13 protein-coding genes and 1 riboswitch are annotated in these 17227 nt (G+C 61.4%); of the genes, 9 read left to right on the forward strand and 4 right to left on the reverse strand.

The window, feature by feature from the left end:
- Window positions 1–4: 4 nt before the first annotated feature.
- The 8 genes from nadA (at window position 5) to hypE (ending at window position 10413) form a co-directional block, all read left to right on the forward strand.
- The gene (gene nadA / locus ACZ5DH_RS07860) at window positions 5–1057 is read left to right on the forward strand and encodes a quinolinate synthase NadA (protein ID WP_464253780.1); all 1053 of its coding nucleotides are present in this window, start codon (window positions 5–7) and stop codon (window positions 1055–1057) included.
- A gap of 10 nt (window positions 1058–1067) precedes the next feature.
- Complete coding sequence (nadB, locus tag ACZ5DH_RS07865; RefSeq protein WP_464253781.1) at window positions 1068–2711, forward strand: L-aspartate oxidase; 1644 nt, start codon at window positions 1068–1070, stop codon at window positions 2709–2711.
- Window positions 2712–2791: 80 nt separating this feature from the next.
- On the forward strand, window positions 2792–4336 hold the full coding sequence (locus ACZ5DH_RS07870; RefSeq protein WP_464253782.1) for a hypothetical protein: 1545 nt from the start codon (window positions 2792–2794) through the stop codon (window positions 4334–4336).
- Window positions 4337–4711: 375 nt separating this feature from the next.
- The gene (locus tag ACZ5DH_RS07875) at window positions 4712–5899 is read left to right on the forward strand and encodes a pyridoxal-phosphate-dependent aminotransferase family protein (protein WP_464253783.1); all 1188 of its coding nucleotides are present in this window, start codon (window positions 4712–4714) and stop codon (window positions 5897–5899) included.
- A gap of 540 nt (window positions 5900–6439) precedes the next feature.
- Entirely contained in the window at window positions 6440–6763 is a 324-nt protein-coding gene (locus ACZ5DH_RS07880) for a DUF1844 domain-containing protein (RefSeq protein WP_464253784.1), read from the forward strand.
- Window positions 6764–6891: 128 nt separating this feature from the next.
- A complete protein-coding gene (gene argC / locus ACZ5DH_RS07885) occupies window positions 6892–7947 on the forward strand; it encodes an N-acetyl-gamma-glutamyl-phosphate reductase (protein ID WP_464253785.1) in 1056 nt (351 codons plus the stop codon).
- A 370-nt stretch (window positions 7948–8317) separates the two neighbouring features.
- Complete coding sequence (gene hypD / locus ACZ5DH_RS07890) at window positions 8318–9409, forward strand: hydrogenase formation protein HypD (protein WP_464253786.1); 1092 nt, start codon at window positions 8318–8320, stop codon at window positions 9407–9409.
- Entirely contained in the window at window positions 9409–10413 is a 1005-nt protein-coding gene (gene hypE, locus ACZ5DH_RS07895) for a hydrogenase expression/formation protein HypE (protein WP_464253787.1), read from the forward strand. Before hypD ends, hypE begins: the two co-directional genes overlap by 1 nt.
- A 534-nt stretch (window positions 10414–10947) precedes the next feature.
- On the opposite strand, the gene cobI is transcribed toward hypE, so the two are convergent.
- From cobI to ACZ5DH_RS07915, 4 genes are read right to left on the reverse strand one after another with little or no spacing between them, the layout of a single operon-like run.
- A complete protein-coding gene (cobI, locus tag ACZ5DH_RS07900; RefSeq protein ID WP_464253788.1) occupies window positions 10948–11658 on the reverse strand; it encodes a precorrin-2 C(20)-methyltransferase in 711 nt (236 codons plus the stop codon).
- A gap of 56 nt (window positions 11659–11714) precedes the next feature.
- Window positions 11715–12791 carry an ABC transporter substrate-binding protein gene (locus ACZ5DH_RS07905; RefSeq protein ID WP_464256524.1) on the reverse strand — a complete coding sequence of 359 codons (1077 nt, stop codon included), beginning with the start codon at window positions 12789–12791 and terminating at the stop codon, window positions 11715–11717.
- Window positions 12685–13797 carry an ABC transporter ATP-binding protein gene (locus ACZ5DH_RS07910; RefSeq protein WP_464253789.1) on the reverse strand — a complete coding sequence of 371 codons (1113 nt, stop codon included), beginning with the start codon at window positions 13795–13797 and terminating at the stop codon, window positions 12685–12687. Before ACZ5DH_RS07910 ends, ACZ5DH_RS07905 begins: the two co-directional genes overlap by 107 nt.
- Window positions 13794–14888, reverse strand: coding sequence for a FecCD family ABC transporter permease (locus tag ACZ5DH_RS07915; RefSeq protein WP_464256525.1), 1095 nt, complete (start codon window positions 14886–14888; stop codon window positions 13794–13796). Before ACZ5DH_RS07915 ends, ACZ5DH_RS07910 begins: the two co-directional genes overlap by 4 nt.
- Before the next feature lie 408 nt (window positions 14889–15296).
- Window positions 15297–15476, reverse strand: a riboswitch (cobalamin riboswitch).
- A 131-nt stretch (window positions 15477–15607) separates the two neighbouring features.
- Here ACZ5DH_RS07915 and ACZ5DH_RS07920 point away from each other — a divergent pair.
- Window positions 15608–17227, forward strand: coding sequence for a glycosyltransferase family protein (locus ACZ5DH_RS07920; protein ID WP_464253790.1), 1620 nt, complete (start codon window positions 15608–15610; stop codon window positions 17225–17227).

The following is a 17227-nucleotide window of genomic DNA, read 5'->3' on the forward strand; positions in this document are numbered from 1 at the left end:
GAAAATGACCATGCAAAATATCAGTGCCGAAATTCAGGCTATCAAGCGACAATTGGGCGACAAACTCTGCATCATGGGGCACCATTACCAGAATGACGCCGTGGTGCAACACTGCGACATTACGGGAGACTCACTGGAGCTGGCCCGGCGCGTGCCCCAGGTTGACGCGGATTTCATTGTTTTTTGCGGTGTTTATTTTATGGGCGAATCCGCCGCGCTTCTGGCCAAACCGGGGCAATCCGTCTATCTGCCAAGCCTGGACGCGGACTGCCTCATGTCGCAAATGACGCCCGCCCCCCTGGCCCGCAAGGTTCTGGAACAACTCTACGCGGCCGGGCGCAAGATCATTCCCCTGGCCTACGTCAACACTGATCTGGCCCTCAAGGCCGTCGTGGGCGAGTACGGCGGCGCGGTGTGCACTTCGGCCAACGCGGGCGTCATGCTGCAATGGGCCATGAAACAGGGAGACGGCGTGCTCTTTTTGCCCGACAGACATCTGGGCAACAACACGGCCACGGCCCTTGGCATACCGCCGCACGACCGCCATGTGCTGCGCATAGGTTCCAAAGGACTGGTCGAGCCGGAAAGCCAGGCGCTGGACAGAAAGCTGCTGCTCTGGCCCGGCTGCTGCGCCATCCATGCCCGCTTTGACCCCGACGACGTGCGCGAAATGCGCGCCGCTCACCCCGGCTGTCGCGTCATTGCGCACCCCGAATGCCGCGAAGACGTCATCGCCGTCTGTGACGGCGCGGGCTCCACATCCTTTCTCATCAAGGACGCAGCCCGTGTGGCTGCCGAAGCGCCGGGTTCCACCCTTATCGTGGGCACAGAGAACAACCTTGTTCACCGCCTGGCCGACCGCTTTAAGGGCCAGTGCCGCATTATACCCCTGGGCCACGCCATTTGCGGCAATATGGCCAAGGTGACGGAAAAGAAGCTTTGGACTATATTGACTGAAATTGTTTCACAAAAAGCCACCCCTCTGGAGATTGAGGCGCAACTCTGCCCCCCCGCCCGTCTTTCGTTAACCCGCATGCTTGAAGCATGCGGCCTGTGAGGTTTGCCCAGTGAATGCCAGTCGCCGTCATGTGCCCGTATTGATAATCGGTTCGGGCATTGCCGGATGCACCGCCGCCCTTACCCTGGCCGACGCCGGTTATGAAGTGCTTCTCATCAATGCCGGAGCCCAACTGGCCGACGGCAATTCCGAACTGGCGCAAGGGGGTATCATCTACCGCGCCGATCCCACCGCGCACGCGGCTGCCGACACTGCCAGCAGCCCGGACAAGCAGAAGGCCGGACCTCAGGGCGATGCCCTGGCCCTGGAAAAAGACATCCTGGTCGCGGGCCATAATTACAATTATGAAAAAGCCGTGCGCTTTCTTTGCAGTCAGGGCCCCACGTGCGTCGATAACATCCTCATCGAGCGCTCCAAGGTTCCCTTTGACCGCAATGACGACGGCAGCTTCAACCTCACGCGCGAAGGCGGGCACTCCGCCCCCCGCATCCTGCACTGCCGTGACTATTCCGGTCGCGCCATGATGGACGGCCTGACGGCGCAGGTTATGGAGCATCCGCGCATCACGCGGCTGCACCGTCGCGCCGCCATTGACCTTCTTACAAGCCACCACCACGCCAAAAGTTCGCAACTGCGCTACGAAGTCGATAACCGCTGCCTGGGAGCCTATGTGCTCAACGAGGAAAGCGGCGAACCCGAAACCATCCTGGCCGACTGGACAGTGCTGGCCACAGGCGGCGTGGGTCAGGTCTTTTTGCATTCAACCAACTCGGCCGGTTGCGTGGGTACGGGCGTGTCCATGGCCTTTCGGGCCGGCGTGTCGCTGGCCAATCTGGAATTCATGCAGTTTCACCCCACCGCCCTGTATGAGGAACGCAGCAGCCGCCGCTCCCTCATCACCGAGGCCATGCGCGGCGAGGGCGCGCGTCTGCTCAATCACAAGGGACAGCCCTTCATGAAAGACTACGACCCGCGCGCGGATCTCGCCCCGCGTGACGTGGTGTCGCAGGCCATGATGGACGAAATGCTGCACAACGGCGCGCCCTGCCTTTTTCTGGATGTAAGCGGCGTGCAGCAGGACCTGCCCACGCGCTTTCCCACCGTGTTCCAGAAATGCCTTGAGGCGGGCATCGACATACGCCGCGAACCCATCCCCGTAGTCCCGGCCGCCCACTACTTCTGCGGCGGCGTACTTACGGATATACGCGGGCGCACGTCCATGCGCGGACTTTACGCCATAGGCGAATGCGCCTGCACGGGCCTGCACGGGGCCAACCGCCTTGCCAGCACGTCTCTGCTTGAGGCCCTTGTGTGGGGCGTCAGTTGCGGCAAGGACCTGTCCCGCCGCCTGAACAGCGAGCGCGGCCTTTCCAAAAGCCTCGCCGCCTCCATCCCCGACTGGCTGCATGAAGGCGACGAGAGGCGCGACGACCCGGCCCTGGTGGCGCAGGACTGGGCCAACATCCGCAATACCATGTGGAACTATGTGGGCATATCGCGCACTGAGGCCCGTCTGCGCCGGGCCTTTGAAGACATGCGCGACCTCGTGCGCCATATACACGACTTTTACAAGCATTCACGCATTTCCCGCCGTCTGGTGGATCTTTTTCACGGTTCACAGACGGCTTACGTCATCACCCAGGCAGCCATGCGCAACCGCACAAGCATGGGCTGCCACCACCGGGTGGACTGACAGCAAAACCCATAAAGCGCCGCCAAGGCTGGCGCGGCTGAACCGCCCGCCATGCCAGCACATAAAGGAAAAAAACCGTCATGGAAAAATTGCTGAAAGCATTGATCATACTGGCCGTTCTGGTCGTTGGCGGCCTGACCGCTCTGGGGTTCGGGCTGCGCTCATCCATACAGGAGCAGGTTCTCAATGGGCTCAGCAACATGTCCCGGAGTCCCCAGGGCAAGCCCTATGCCGCTTCGGCCGATCAGGTGGAGTTTTCGCCCCTTACGCGCGAAATTTTCATCCGGGGCCTGGCCTTGCGTGGCGAGCAGGCAAACGGGCCGGAAACATGGCTTGCCTCCGAAATCTCCTTCCGGCTGCCCCTGCGCATGCTGCTGGCCCTCACGCCTTTGAGGGTCATGATCCTCAAGGGCAATGAGCCTATGAACATTGCCGAAAATGTGGTGGTGCGCAATATCGCCATGACAACCCCCAACAGCAGGGTTCTGGTGCAGCGTGAAGAGATGGACGTTATCCGCGCCACGCCCTTTGTCATAGGTCAGGCTCTTGAAGGGCACGAGCCCATCGACATGATCACCGCCACCTACGACATGGGGGCGGACAATACCAGCGCCCACTTTGTCAGCGCGGACATCATCGACGCCAACGGCTCCGTCAGGGTGGCCTTCAAGGAAATGCGCATGTCCGGCTGGAAGGGGCGCTCCATAGCAAGCCTTGCCATCGACGATATGGAAATCCGCATAGGCGGGGCGCAGACCATGGCCGTCGGCCGTATGGTTCAGGAAGGAATAGCCCTGCCTGAAGAAGACATGATGCGTCAGCTTGTGGCCCTCAGTGAAAATCCCGAGGCAAAGGAAACTCAGGAGCAGCTGATACCGCTTATGGAAACCATTCTCAACCTCGAGCCGCCCCTGCTGCGCAAATTTCAGGCCGCCGACATGACCTTTGCCGTGGATACAAGCGCCGTGCAGGTCAAGGAAACCCAGTTCGAGTGGTTCTCAAATTCGCCCACGCACACCAAAAGCAGCATTACCGGCCTTACCGCACCTTCCAACCTGCTCCACGCTGCGTTGGACATGACCCTGCCCCCCCTGAATGTGGATATGGTCTTTGAATCCCGCACCACAGGCACTGTCAGCCATAAAACAGCCGACGTGCGCGCTCTGGGGCTGGGGCAGGTCGTCTGCTCGCTGAACATGAATGACAAGCCCGGTTCCCGCATGGCCGAGGAACTTTTCACCCAGAGTTTCAGTGATTTTACGCTGAGCTACAAGGATGACGGCGCTGTCGCATGGATGGGGCTGAACCTTTTCCCAGACGTGCCGCAGGCGGCGGCCACCATTAAAGCCCTCGCCGCTTTGCCCGGCATCAGGGACACCCCGCAGAACGCGGTCATACGCCAAAACCTGCAAGCCTTCGCGGCCAGACCCGGCAGCCTTGACATCAAGACCACTCCCGGGCGCACGGTGCTTGTGCTTGACCTCATTGCCATGCTGGACAATCCCGGCATGCTGCTTACGTTAGCAGCCAGACCGGGGGATCACGCCCTTGTGGAGCAGATGGAGACACTGCGCCTGACATTTGAGGCCATACGGGTCATGAACGCGCAGCAACAGCAGCAATAGGGTATTTGCGTAACAAAGCCCGCTGGTTGCAAGGCAAAAACAGTTGGGCAAGCGCGCCGGGCGTCGTGTGCGTCCGGCTGACATGGCGCTTCCTGGCCGCGACCATGCTGCCAACCCGGCCGGCAATCCGGGTTGGCAACCGGTCTGTCAACCATACAAGCAATCTGGCCAGCAACCCGGAAAGCCCGCAGGGGAACAAGAGGGGCAGCCTTGCCGCGTGCGCCGCAAAGGCTTGACGCCGGAGGCTCGCGGGCGCAAACTGCTGGCCTGCAATACTTCATGATGTCGCTCTCCAACGGACGGCACGGCAACCGTATAACTACGGCGCGACAGGAACACGCATCATCCGGCGCATAAACCACGAGGAACAGCCACATGCTCAACAAGTTTCGCCTGCTCACCCCCGGTCCCACGCCTCTGCCGGAGCGCGTGCGCCTTGTTCTGGCCAGGGATATGATCCACCACCGCAAGGGCGAATTCAAAGAAATCATGGCGCAGGTACAGGTAGGCCTCAAGACGCTTTTTGGCACAGCCAGCACGGTGCTGCCCCTGTCCTGTTCCGGCACGGGCGCCATGACGGCGGCTGTCTACAACCTCTTTGCCCCCGGCCAGAAGGTTCTGGTGATCGAAGGCGGCAAGTTCGGCCAGCGCTGGCGCGAAATCGCCCTTTCGCACGGCCTTGAGGTGCAGTCCATCATCGTGCCCTGGGGCGAGGCTGTCACGGCTGAAGCCGTGGAAACGGCCTTGAAGGCCGATCCGTCCATTGCGGGCGTGCTCATACAGCTTTCCGAAACGTCCACGGGCGTTCTGCACCCGGTGGAAGAAGTGGCCCACATCACGCGCGAAAGCCAGGCCCTGCTGCTGGTGGACGGCATCTCCGCGGTGGGCCTTTCCCCCTGCCCCATGGATGAATGGGGGGTGGACTGCCTGCTCACGGGTTCGCAAAAAGGCCTTATGCTGCCGCCCGGCCTGGCCCTGCTCGCCCTGTCCGAACGGGCCTGGGCCTGCGCTGAAAAACAGACTCCGGGCTGCTTCTACTTCAATCTGATAAAAGAGCGGGAGTACGTCCACAAGGGGCAGACCCTCTTTACGTCCCCCGTGGGACTTATCCTTGGCCTCAAGGAAAGCCTGGACATGCTGTTGGAAAACGGCCTCAAGGCCCTGTACGCCAAGCAGTGGGCGCTGACCATGCTGACCCGCGCCAGCCTTACGGCCATGGGTCTGGAACTTTTTGCCAAGGAACACTTTGCCTGGGGCATCACCAGCGTGCTGCTGCCTGAAGGCGTCGACGGCGTCGAGGTTCTGCGCATGGCGCAGGAAAAGCACGGCGTGTCCATGGCTGGCGGGCAGGACCACTTCAAGGGGCGTATGGCCCGCGTCGGGCATATGGGCTGGGTGGACTGGGCCGATGTGGTCGCTGGCATTTATGCCCTCAACGACTGCCTGTGCGCTGTGGGCGGATACTGCGGTTCGCGCGACTATCTGGAACAGGGGCTGGCCGCATACCAGGCCGCTCTGGCGGGAGAACCGGGCGAACCCTTGCCCCTGGTGTACAACAGCTAGGGAAACGCTGATTTATTTCGGTTGACGGCGTTGCTTCACTTTTTTTGAAACAGTCGAGGACGGAAGAGTCCACTCCTGCTTCAAAAAAAGATCGCGCCTTGCCAAACGAAATAACTGCGCGTTTCCAGGAGGCTCTTTAGACCAGATTAACTTTGAGAATGAACATTCTCAAAGTTTAAGACACGCATGCTTCGGCGCTTAACAGCGCAAATAAATTGCGCTTACGCCTTCGCTGCGGGCGCCTGCTCACGCAGTCGCCAGAGCAATTTCAAAGTGAAAATGCTCTAATCAGTACTTCCCTAGGGCAGATTACCCTTGAGGATGTGCATTCTCAGATGTATGTACAGTTATAAACGGTGCGGCACGCCCTGAGGCGCCTGTCAGTGCGGGCAAGCCGCGCCATCGCCGTCATGACGCGAGCCCGCACGCGCAGCCAGAACCGTTTCAAGGTGAGATCGCCCTGAAACGTGCCCTCAACCGATTACCATGGCGCGACTTGCCGCGCCAGCCAAGCCGGGCGCAGTGCGCCACGAGGTCACCATGAGCCAGAAACCCTGTGGATGCTCATCCGGGCCTATGCCTGAAGTGACGTTTTCTACCTTTGTACTTTCGCTGGCCTCATCCGCGCTGGTGCATCTGGGCGAAGTTCCCAGCCCTGACACCGGAACCACGGAGGCCAATCTGCCTCTGGCCAAGCACAGCATTGACGTGCTTGATATGCTGCACGCCAAAACGCAGAACTGCCTCGACGATCAGGAGCGAAAGCTGCTTGAAAGCATACTCTACGAGTTGCGCTTGAAGTTTGTCATAAAGTGCGGGCCCAACTGCGAATGCCTGTCCGGCAAAGAGCGGAAACCCGCGTAACACCCGCGTGAGCGCCCTTTCGGCGTTTGCCGCAGCGGTGATATGGCCACGGGGCGCGCCTGCCCAGGGCGGCGGGCGTTCTATGTACTTTTTTCAGATGCCTTTGCGGCGTGTTATAAGGACTGGGCATGAAGACATTCAAAGCGGGTCTGGTGGGCATTACGGGATATGCGGGCATGGAACTGGCGCGGCTTTTGGCGAGCCATCCGTTCATGCGCCTCAGCATGGCCTGCTCGCGGGCCGAGGCGGGCAAACGCCTTGGCGAATACTATCCTTTTCTGGAGCACATGCCCGGTTCGGACGTTGTCATAAGCGTTTTTGACCCGGATCTGGCAGCCAGGGAATGCGACGTGGTCTTTCTTGCCGTGCCCGCGGGCACCGCCATGGGCATGGCCGCGCCTCTGATCAAGGCCGGAACCAGGGTCGTGGACCTTTCAGCCGACTTTCGCCTGCGCGACCCCGAAATCTACACGGCCTGGTACAGGCAGGAACACTCGCACAAGGACATCCTGCACAAGGCCGTGTACGGCCTGCCCGAGCTCTATGCGGCCGAGGTGTCTCGCGCCAGCCTTATCGCCAACCCCGGTTGCTATCCGACCTCGGTAATTCTGGGCCTGTACGCCGCAATCAAGAACGGCCTTGTCCATACGGACGACATTGTGGTGGACGCCAAATCCGGCGCTACAGGCGCGGGGCGCAAGGCCGCCGTTGGCACGCTTTTTTGCGAGGTGTCGGACAACTTCCGCGCCTATGGCCTGCCCACCCACAGACATACTCCGGAAATTGAGCAGGAAATTTCCCTGCTGGCCGGGCATGACGTGCGCCTCTCGTTCAATACCCACATCCTGCCGCTCAACCGGGGCATTTTGTCCACCATCTATACAAAACTGAAAGACCCTGCCACCACGCTGAATCAGGTGCGCGAGGTCTTCATGAGCACCTGGGCGCACAGCCCCTGGATACGCGTGTTGCCCAAGGGCTCACTGCCCGAAACCCGTTTTGTGCGCGGCAGCATGTTCTGCGATCTTGGTCTTGTGGTAGACCCGCGTACGGGCAGGCTCACCATTTTGTCGGCCATCGACAACCTGTGCCGTGGCGCTTCGGGGCAGGCCCTGGCCAACGCCAACCTCATGTGCGGCCTGCCTGTGGGCACCGGCCTCGACATGCTGGCTCCCCTGCCCTGAGGCGGGGACTGATAGAGATTTTTCACCCGGCAGGGAGAAAGCCCGTACGCCCGACGGATGCCGCAGTCTGTCCATACCGCATAAACCCTTGTGTGCGGCTGACAGAGGTGACGGCACGTCTTGCGTAACTGCTTCTCCCTGCCGGAAAACACGAATTTCATGGTCATACAGTTTGTTTCGGGCATTTACCCTTGGAAAAAGAGTAAATGCTCTAACGCTGCACGAGCGATCAACGCGCCGCAACGTGGCGTGGATTCAACTGAAAACCGCATTTCAGCTGAACGACAAATTGAACTGTGAACCATTTCAACATTGATCTGATCCAGCTGAATGCACTGAGTCTAACGTACACAGCCACCAAGGGAGCATCATGCAACTGGAACAAGCCTTTCAGGACCCCCAGCTCTGCCGCGGCCTGCTGGACCGCCTCAACCGGGCGTTGGACGGACGCTCCATGCGCTTTATGGAAGTGTGCGGCACTCATACGGTATCCATTTTTCAGAGCGGTCTGCGCTCTCTGTTGCCCGATACGGTGGCCCATCTTTCCGGGCCGGGCTGTCCCGTCTGTGTCACGCATGACGCTGAAGTGGCCGCCTTTCTTGATCTGGCGGAGCGCGAGAGAGTCATTATAGCCACCTTTGGGGACCTGTTGCGTGTTCCCGGTCCCGGCGGGCGCAGCCTCAAACACGCGCAGGCCCAGGGCGCACGCGTGGAGATCGTCTATTCCCCCCTGGACGCCCTGACCCTCGCGGCGGAAAATCCCGGCGATACCGTGGTTTTTCTGGGCATAGGCTTTGAGACCACGGCCCCCACCGTGGCCGCCACCCTGCTGACGGCCCGCCAGAGAAAGCTCGAGAATTTCTGCGTGCTTTCCCTGCACAAACTGGTTCCCCCCGCGCTGCGCGCCCTGCTGGACGACAGCCAGTGTGCTGTGGAAGCCTTTTTGCTGCCGGGGCACGTGTCCACCATCCTTGGGCTGGAACCTTACGCCTTTCTCGCGGAAAAATATCGTGTGCCCGGCGTGGTGGGCGGCTTTCAGCCCGCCGACATCCTTCTTGCCCTGTGCATGATGGCCGAACAGATACGCGACAATGCCCCGGCTGTGGTCAATGCCTATCCCCGGGCTGTGGGTGATGCGGGCAATCCCCGCGCCCGCGCGCTGCTGGAACAGTTTTTCACCCCTGCGGACGCCCTCTGGCGCGGCATTGGCAGCATTCCGATGAGCGGCCTCACCCTGCGGCCGGAATACCAGGATCTGGACGCCATGGTTCGCCTTGACCTCAAACTGCCCCATGTGCCCCCCCTGCCCGGCTGTCGCTGCGGGGACGTGCTCAAGGGCCGCATGGCGCCGCCGGACTGTCCCCTGTTTGGTAAAAAGTGTACCCCCGCCACGCCTGTGGGACCGTGCATGGTGTCAACCGAGGGCAGCTGCGCCGCCTACTTCAAATATTCGGAGAGATAATGGAAGACTGTCTTCTTCTGGATGCGGGCAGCGGTGGCCGCGCCTCGCAGCGTCTTGTGTCCCAGTGCTTTTTTCACCACTTCGCCAACCCCCTGCTGGAGCGCATGGATGACGCGGCCCTGCTGACCGACATTCGCGGCCCTTTGGCCATGAGCACGGACTCCTACACCGTGACGCCCCTGTTTTTTCCCGGCGGCAGCATCGGCAGCCTCGCCGTGCACGGAACCGTCAATGACGTGGCCATGCTGGGCGCTCGCCCCCGCTACCTCAGCTGCGCCTTCATCCTTGAAGAGGGCCTTGCGCTGGAAACGCTTGAGCGCGTCACCGCCGACATGGCGGCAGCGGCCCGCGAAGCCGGGGTGCTCATCGTCACTGGCGACACCAAGGTGGTCCCCAGGGGAGCCTGCGACAAAATATTTATCAATACCACCGGCATAGGTGAAGTTTTCGCCAATCCCGCCCCGTCCGGGCACAGCGCGCGCCCCGGTGACGCGGTGCTGGTGAGCGGAGCCATGGGCGACCATGGCCTTACGGTTATGGGCAGCCGCGAAGGGCTGTCATTTCTCACGGACGTGGCTTCGGATTCCGCGCCTCTTAACCATATGATCGCGGACATTTTCGAAGCTGCCGGCGAAGTGCATGTACTGCGCGACCCCACACGCGGAGGCCTTGCCACCACGCTGAACGAGATTGCCGAGCAGTCTCAGGTGGGCATTCTTCTGGATGAAACAGCCATTCCCGTGCACGAGGCCGTGCGGAACGGTTGTTCGTTTTTGGGTCTGGACCCCCTGTACCTGGCCAATGAGGGCAAATGCATCTGCATAGCGCCCGAAGACAGGGCCGAAGCCGCCCTGGAGGCCATGCGCCGCTCCCCCTATGGCAAGGAAGCCGCGCGCGTGGGCACGGTCACGGAGGGCAAGGCGCAGGTGAGCCTGCAAACCCGCATCGGCGGCCGCCGTTTGCTGGGCATGCTTGAAGGGGCGCAATTGCCGCGCATCTGCTGATGGCGAGGATGCTTCGCGCATAATGGCGCACATGAATGCCGCACACAAATGATGCGGCATACGGTTGCGCCGCGTGCGCAAATCAGCCGCCTCCACAACTGCAAAAGCCAGCAGTTCCCGATCATGCGGGAATTGCTGGCTTTACTTTTTACATATATCTGTTTCGCCTTGAAATTGCCTGCTGCAGATAACTTTTGAAGTGCTGTGATGCCAGGAAGGCACCGCCTCTAACATCCCATTTTATATGAGAGTATTTTTTCTAGAGCATTTTGCTTTTGAAACACTCCCTGTTTCAACGCATCATTCTGGCGAAAAACGTGGTTTTCGCCAGAATACACGCCACTTCGTGGCAGCTGCCGCCTTCACGTCAGCAGAGCAATTTCAAAGTTAAAATGCTCTAATACACCAAAATACAATAAAAGTTTTAGGGGGTGGGAGCGTGGGGGAGGAGACCCCTTTTTCAAAAGGGTCCCTCCCCCACAAAGTATTACTTCTTTCCCCTCCCCAAAAAACATTTCAACGTACTGCCCAGACCTAGCCCTTCCCCGGTTTTCTGCTGATGATCAGTGACATATAGGGTGGTGTGCCTTCTTCCAGGTCTATGCCATGGCGCAGCTTTTCGGCGGGCTGCTCCACGTGGCTGGCCAGAATACAGGAATCCAGCCGCCCTGTGGCGCGCAGGGCGTCCGTAATAGCCGGAAGGTTGCGGTACGCCTTGAGAATAACGGCGGTATCAGCTCCATCGAGGGCGTTTTCAAGCTCGTCGCGGCTGTTGATGCCGGGAATGATGCGCAGGGTTTCGCTGTTCTCGCACAAAATGACGCCCGCACGCGCGGCTGCCGCCTGAATGGAGGTAATGCCGGGGATGATCTCAATGGGCAGGTGCGGCGCGCACTCCCTGAGCGTCTTCATCAGGTAGCCGAAGGTGCTGTAGACAAGCGGATCGCCAATGGTCAGAAAGGCCGCATTTTCGCCGCTCTCCAGCACTTGCTGCGTTTTTTCGGCGGCCACGCGCCACGCCTCGCGCAGCACGGCGCGGTCCCGCGTCATTGGAAATTCCAGACGCAGCATGCGCGCGTCAGGCTGTAAATGCGGTCGGGCGGTTTCCAGCGCGGCGGAATAGTCATTTTTGGGCGAAGCCGCCGCCAGAATCACGTCCACCTTGCCAAGGGCGTTCACCGCCCGCAGCGTCAGCAGGTCCGAAGCGCCGGGCCCCACGCCCACGCCGTACAAAACTCCTGTCATGCTCAGCTCTCTTATCCTGTGGTCAGAATCTCAGGTTGAAGGAAAATCAAGGAAAATCAGCGCGCCGCACCGGGATGCAAAAAATGCCCCAGCTCTTCGGCGGCGTCCACAGAGCGCGGCCCCGGACGGGCAAAAAGGTCTTCATCCACCGTCAACACCCTGCCTTCGCGCACGGCGCGCAGATCCCTGTAATGCGGACGCTGGTCCAATGGCTGGGGGTCGGGGTTCATAGGGCCGCTCTGAATGATGTACACATCCGGGTCAGAGGCCAGCAGGGCTTCTTCATTGAAGCGCACCAGTTTTTTTTCGTCCGCGACCACATTCCGCCCGCCAGCGCGGGATATGATGTGATCCACAATGCCGCCCCGCCCCGCTGCCAGCAGATTGGGGTACCGCACCTCATAAAAAACGCGTACCGGCTTCTGAGCCTTGTAGCGGGCCTCAAGGTCAACGAGCCGCGCCTGCCACGCGCCTGTCAGACGGGCGGCTTCAGCCTCGCGCCCGGTGAGCTGTCCGAGCTTTTGCAGCACGCCAAACATCTGCTCAAAAGAATTCATTTCAAAAACAAGCACGTTCAGGCCGAGGGCGCGCAAGGCTTCGGTCTGCAACAGCGCTTCGTTGCGCCCGGCAAGCTGGATGACCAGGTCGGGCGACTGTTGCACGATAAGCTCGGCATTGGGGCGCATATGGGTGCCTATGGCGGGCAGATGCTCCAGACCGGGGATGTTCGCGTCAGCCACGGTGCGGGCCGCAAGGCTGTCACCAGCGCCCAGCGCCAGCAAAAGCTCGTTGAAGGCTCCGTACAGGGCTATGATGCGCTTTGCCGGAGCGTCCAGACGCACCTCATGCCCCGTATCGTCACGGACGCTGACCGGGACAAAGGCGGACGCGGACGCCGAAGCTGACCCTGCCGCTGGCGCTGCCGACCCCGACGCACCGGCGGCCACGGCGGCCGCGGTAAACACAGTGGGCGCAGCGGCAGCGGCGGGAGCTGGGGCAGAGGCAGGAGCGGACAATTGCCCGGGTTCAGCGGCCAGCGTCGCGGATGCCAAAGCCAGAGGCAGAGCCAAAACCAGGGCCAGCGCCAGCGTGGGCAGAACATGCGTCGCCTGGGCATGCGGCAAAGCCGTCATGACTGCGGGGGCCATGCGCCCGCGCCAGCAGGGCCTGAGGCAGGCCCCAAAGCGGGTGCGGCAAAACGCCGATAGGGATATCATAAAGGGCACTGAGCTTCTCCTCGGTAAAAACCGCATCCACCGGGCCGTCAAAAACAAGCCTTCCGGCCTTGAGGCCCAACAGTCTCGTGGCATAGATGGCCGCCAGATTACAGTCGTGCACGGCCATGAGCACGCAGGCCCCGGCAGCGCGGCGGCGTTCCAGCAGGTCGAAAAGTCCGGCCATGCGGGCCATATCCAGCCCCGCGGCCAGTTCGTCCAGCAACAGGAGCGGACTTTCCTGCGCCAGGGCGCGGGCCAGAAGCACCCGTTGCAGTTCGCCGCCCGACAGTTCCGCAAGACGGCGCGGAGCCAGCATGGCAGCGCCGCAGGCTTCCAGGGCCTCGTCCACCGCCGCGTAATCCCTGCTGCCGTAACAGCCCAGCCACGAAAGGTGCGGATACCGCCCAAGCAGCGCCATCTGCCGCGCCGTGAGCTCGCGCGGATATTCCCCGCCCTGCGGCACCACAGCCGCCAGCCGCGCGCGCTGGCGCGGCTTCATGTCCACGAGCGACCTGCCCTGAAGAAAAATCTCCCCTTCCTGCGCGTGCAGCACGCCGGAAAGGCTGCGCAACAACGTGGTTTTGCCGCTGCCGTTGGGGCCAAGCAGGGCCAGACATTCACCGCCACGCGCCGCAAAACTCACGCCCTGCAATACCGGCCGCCCCCTGTAGCCGGAGCGCAGGTTGCGCACCTCGAGCATGGGCGGGGTCGCCGTGGCGGACGGGCCGCTGGTGGCGGGCCTGGCTGCGGACGGTGCGGCGGAAAATCTGGCGGGCGGTTCTGCAAACGCCCCAACGGGTTCCGCCACACAACCATCTGCTGACTGCGCAAACTGCCCTGCTGACTCCACCAACTGGCTTGCGGCCTGCTCTGGCTCGGAGCCAGCGGGCGCAATATTGGGCGCGTGCGTTCTCTGCTTCATGGCCGCCTCCGCACCAGCAGGGCAAAAAATGGACCGCCAAGAAGCGCGGTAACCACGCCCACGGGCAGTTCCTGCCCGCCGTCCAGCACACTGCGGGCCAGCACGTCGGCCCATACCAGCAGCACGCCGCCGCCAAAAAACGCTCCGGCCAGCAGGGGGCCGTGACCGCAGCCCAGCACAAGGCGCAGCACATGCGGCACCACCAGTCCCACAAAGCCGATCACTCCGGCAACGGCCACGCACCCCGCCGTCATACAGCTTGCCCCGGCCAGCAGCCAAAGCCGTGCGCGGCCCACATTCAGCCCGAGCTGGGCGGCCTGCTCGTCGCCCAGGGTCAGTACGTCCAGCGCGCGCCAGCCCAAAGCCACAGCCAGCAGACCAGGCACGAACGTTGCCAGCAACAGGGGCAGGCTGTCCCATCCACGCCCCTGAAACGACCCCATAATCCAGAAAACAATGCTGGTTACGGATTCTTCATTGAGCGCCTTGATCAATGCCACCAGCGCCCCCAGAAAGGCCGCCACGGCAATGCCCGCAAGTATGACGCTCTCGCGCCTGAAGCCGCCGTCGCCCCTGCCGAGCCACAAGGCTCCGGCCAGGGCCAGCAGCGCGCCCGCCAGAGCCGCCGGGGCCACCAGAGCCGCCGGTCCCGGCAGGGAAAGATGCACTGCCGCCAAAAGTCCGCTCAGGGCTCTGCCCGCAACGCCGCCAAGGGCAATGGCAATGCTTGCCCCGCACGCCGCGCCCGCCGAAATCCCCAGAGTAAAAGGGTCGGCCAGAGGGTTGCGCAAGACCCCTTGCAGGGCCACACCCGCCACGGCCAAAGCGCCGCCGCACAGGGTCGCAAGGCACACGCGGGCAAGGCGTATCTGCCCCACCACCAGCATGAGCGACGTATCCTGTGGTGGCGCGGCCAGCCCGAGTTGCACCGCCAGAGCGTGAAAAACCTGACCAGCCGCCAGCGGAACCGGGCCGGGCAGACAGGCCAGAGGCAGGGAAACAAGCCACAGCGTCGCCAAAGCCGCGAACGCGGGCCACAGGCGCACGGATGACAACCCGGAGGGAGAGGAGGAATGTGATGTCGCGGTCATGCCCGCCCTTTGAAGACCCAGCGCGGGGCGCATGGGCATAAAAAAGGCCTCTTCCCGCATGAAACAGATGTTGCTTCATGAAGGAAGAGGCCCGTATTTCCTCAGTCCTGCCGACAAAGTCCCGTTGCCGTGGCGGCTCATGCCGCTGCCATGCACCCTGGAGCAGATCAACTTTGAGAATGTACATTCTCAAAGTTCAAGATACGCTCGCCTTGGCGCTTAACCGCGCAAGTAAATGATAGTGCTGTCTTCATTCGTAGCGCTGCTGTCCTGACCCGTAAGACGATTCCGTCAACGGTTCAGGCAAGCCCTGCGGGCAACGACTGAAGCTGCGCGTGCACCTTTGCGGCGGGCGTCTGCTCACGCAATCGCCAGAGCAATTTCAAAGTGAAATTGCTCCAGCCAAAAGCGGGGCCATGGGGCAAGGCAGGTCTTCCGGCTTGGCTCCCTCTCACCGGCCTTCCCGTTTCCAGTGGCACTGCGTGGTGCGAGGTTGGCGAGCCTTACGGCGGCGGGTCCGCTCCCGCATCTAACGGGATTCCCTTTTCAAGCCGGGCAACCCGGCTACCATTGCCGCGCCTACTGTAGGCGGGGGCGGCAGGCCTGTCAATGCCGGGCGGACTCGCCAAAACCGCAGGCCGGGCGGCCTGCGCCATTGTTTTTGTTTTTCCACCGGGCTAGCATGCGCGAACTATCCACCGACGCAGCAAGGAACGTGCATGAATATCGCGTATGACGGTTTTTTTCTCAAAGAAGGTCTGCTGAGCCTGGGACATACGGTGATTGATCTGGCGCCGTACCAGGAAAAAGACGTCACCGATGCACTTGCGGAACTTGATATGCCGGTAGATGTCGTGCTGGTGGAACTTTTTGGCGCGAAAAAACTCCCTGCCGGTCTGCACCGGTGCCAGGCCCGTCTGGCGGCATACTGCATCGACTCAAGCATCAACGCGTTCTGGCTTGAACACGCCTGCAAGGTCTTTGACGACGTCTTCGTGGACCAGATGGAAACCGTATCGACGCTTCGCAAAGCCGGAATCAGGGCTTCGTGGCTGCCGCTCTGCGCCCAGAAGCATGAATTTCGCGCTCCCACCCCGTGCAAAAAGTACGACATCTCCTTTGTGGGGGTCACTACGCCGCAGCGCCTCAAAAGAAGCAACATTCTCAACCTGCTGATGCAGCGCTACAGCGTGCATGTCCGCCAGGACGTCGGCAACAGGGAAATGATTGATATTTTCTCAGAATCCCGAATAGTTCTGAATGAAAACCTTTTTGACGGACTGACCCTGCGCGTTTTCCAGGCCCTGGCCTCAGGCGGCCTGCTGTTCACCGAAGCACGGGGCCGTGGTACGCAACAGCATTTTACAGACGGGCGGCACCTTGTCTGCTACACGCCGCAAACGCTTCTGCCCCTGGCAGACCGCATCCTGAAACAGCCCGAAGCATACGCGCCCATAGCTCTGGCGGGACAAAACCTTTGCCGCAAAAATCACACATCCGAGGCGCGCGCCGCCCAGATGCTGTCCGCTCTTGAAAACAACAGCGCGCGCACCGCGCGGCGTGATGGAGCAGAACGACACTGTAGCGAGGCCAAGGCGCATTGCCTGCGCTGCCTGCGTTTCGGCGGCCATGCTTCACAAGCCGTTCAAAACCTGAAGCAGGCGGCAATACAGGCACAAAGCGGCCTTCCCCACCAGACACGCTTCGCGGCCGAGGCGCTTCGCACCCTGGCAGACATGAACATGCGCCTGGGACGCGCCGCGTCGGCCAAGGAGATATACCATGCCGCGCGCCAGGCGGGTGATGTCGTTCTTGCCGATCTTAAACTGGGTATGGCCCTTCTGGCCGAACATGATGTGGCGCAGGCCAAAGCCTCCGTCATGCAAGCTGTCGCAAATATGCCCAAGGCACGCTTGCTGCGGCACAGGCACATACTGCCCCTGCTGGCCGCAGCTCGTACCGGGGCTGACATGCTTCTGGTTATGGCCCATATCTTCAATGCGCTGGGCAGACGCATGGTCAGCGGATTCTGGAAGCAGATACCGGACCCCTGCCCTGATACGGCCATGGAGCTGGCATACATGTCCTGGAACCTGTCACACAGCCCAGAAAGTATGGACCTTTTGCTGGAGACCGCAGGAGACCTCGCCGGAGAACTGTTGCCCGAGCTGCTGGACGCCGTGCGCAAAGGGTTACTGGAGGACCGCCATATCACACACACGGCGGCCCTCGCCGAATCCTATTACGCTTCGGAAGCAGCGGCCCATTTGCTGTCCGGGCTTAAATGCAGAAGACAGATGGAGGAAACCCGACCCGCCCCCGGCAATGGCGTCGGCTGA

The organism is Desulfovibrio simplex (assembly GCF_055387835.1).

What these genes read in the sequence shown, in the direction of transcription:
- ACZ5DH_RS07905 (WP_464256524.1), bottom strand. Translation starts at nt 12,791, where the DNA reads ATGACGGCTTTGCCGCATGCCCAGGCGACGCATGTTCTGCCCACGCTG.
- hypD (WP_464253786.1), top strand. Translation starts at nt 8,318, where the DNA reads ATGCAACTGGAACAAGCCTTTCAGGACCCCCAGCTCTGCCGCGGCCTG.
- ACZ5DH_RS07915 (WP_464256525.1), bottom strand. Translation starts at nt 14,888, where the DNA reads ATGACCGCGACATCACATTCCTCCTCTCCCTCCGGGTTGTCATCCGTG.
- ACZ5DH_RS07870 (WP_464253782.1), top strand. Translation starts at nt 2,792, where the DNA reads ATGGAAAAATTGCTGAAAGCATTGATCATACTGGCCGTTCTGGTCGTT.
- ACZ5DH_RS07875 (WP_464253783.1), top strand. Translation starts at nt 4,712, where the DNA reads ATGCTCAACAAGTTTCGCCTGCTCACCCCCGGTCCCACGCCTCTGCCG.
- hypE (WP_464253787.1), top strand. Translation starts at nt 9,409, where the DNA reads ATGGAAGACTGTCTTCTTCTGGATGCGGGCAGCGGTGGCCGCGCCTCG.
- ACZ5DH_RS07920 (WP_464253790.1), top strand. Translation starts at nt 15,608, where the DNA reads ATGAATATCGCGTATGACGGTTTTTTTCTCAAAGAAGGTCTGCTGAGC.
- cobI (WP_464253788.1), bottom strand. Translation starts at nt 11,658, where the DNA reads ATGACAGGAGTTTTGTACGGCGTGGGCGTGGGGCCCGGCGCTTCGGAC.
- ACZ5DH_RS07910 (WP_464253789.1), bottom strand. Translation starts at nt 13,797, where the DNA reads ATGAAGCAGAGAACGCACGCGCCCAATATTGCGCCCGCTGGCTCCGAG.
- argC (WP_464253785.1), top strand. Translation starts at nt 6,892, where the DNA reads ATGAAGACATTCAAAGCGGGTCTGGTGGGCATTACGGGATATGCGGGC.
- ACZ5DH_RS07880 (WP_464253784.1), top strand. Translation starts at nt 6,440, where the DNA reads ATGAGCCAGAAACCCTGTGGATGCTCATCCGGGCCTATGCCTGAAGTG.
- nadA (WP_464253780.1), top strand. Translation starts at nt 5, where the DNA reads ATGACCATGCAAAATATCAGTGCCGAAATTCAGGCTATCAAGCGACAA.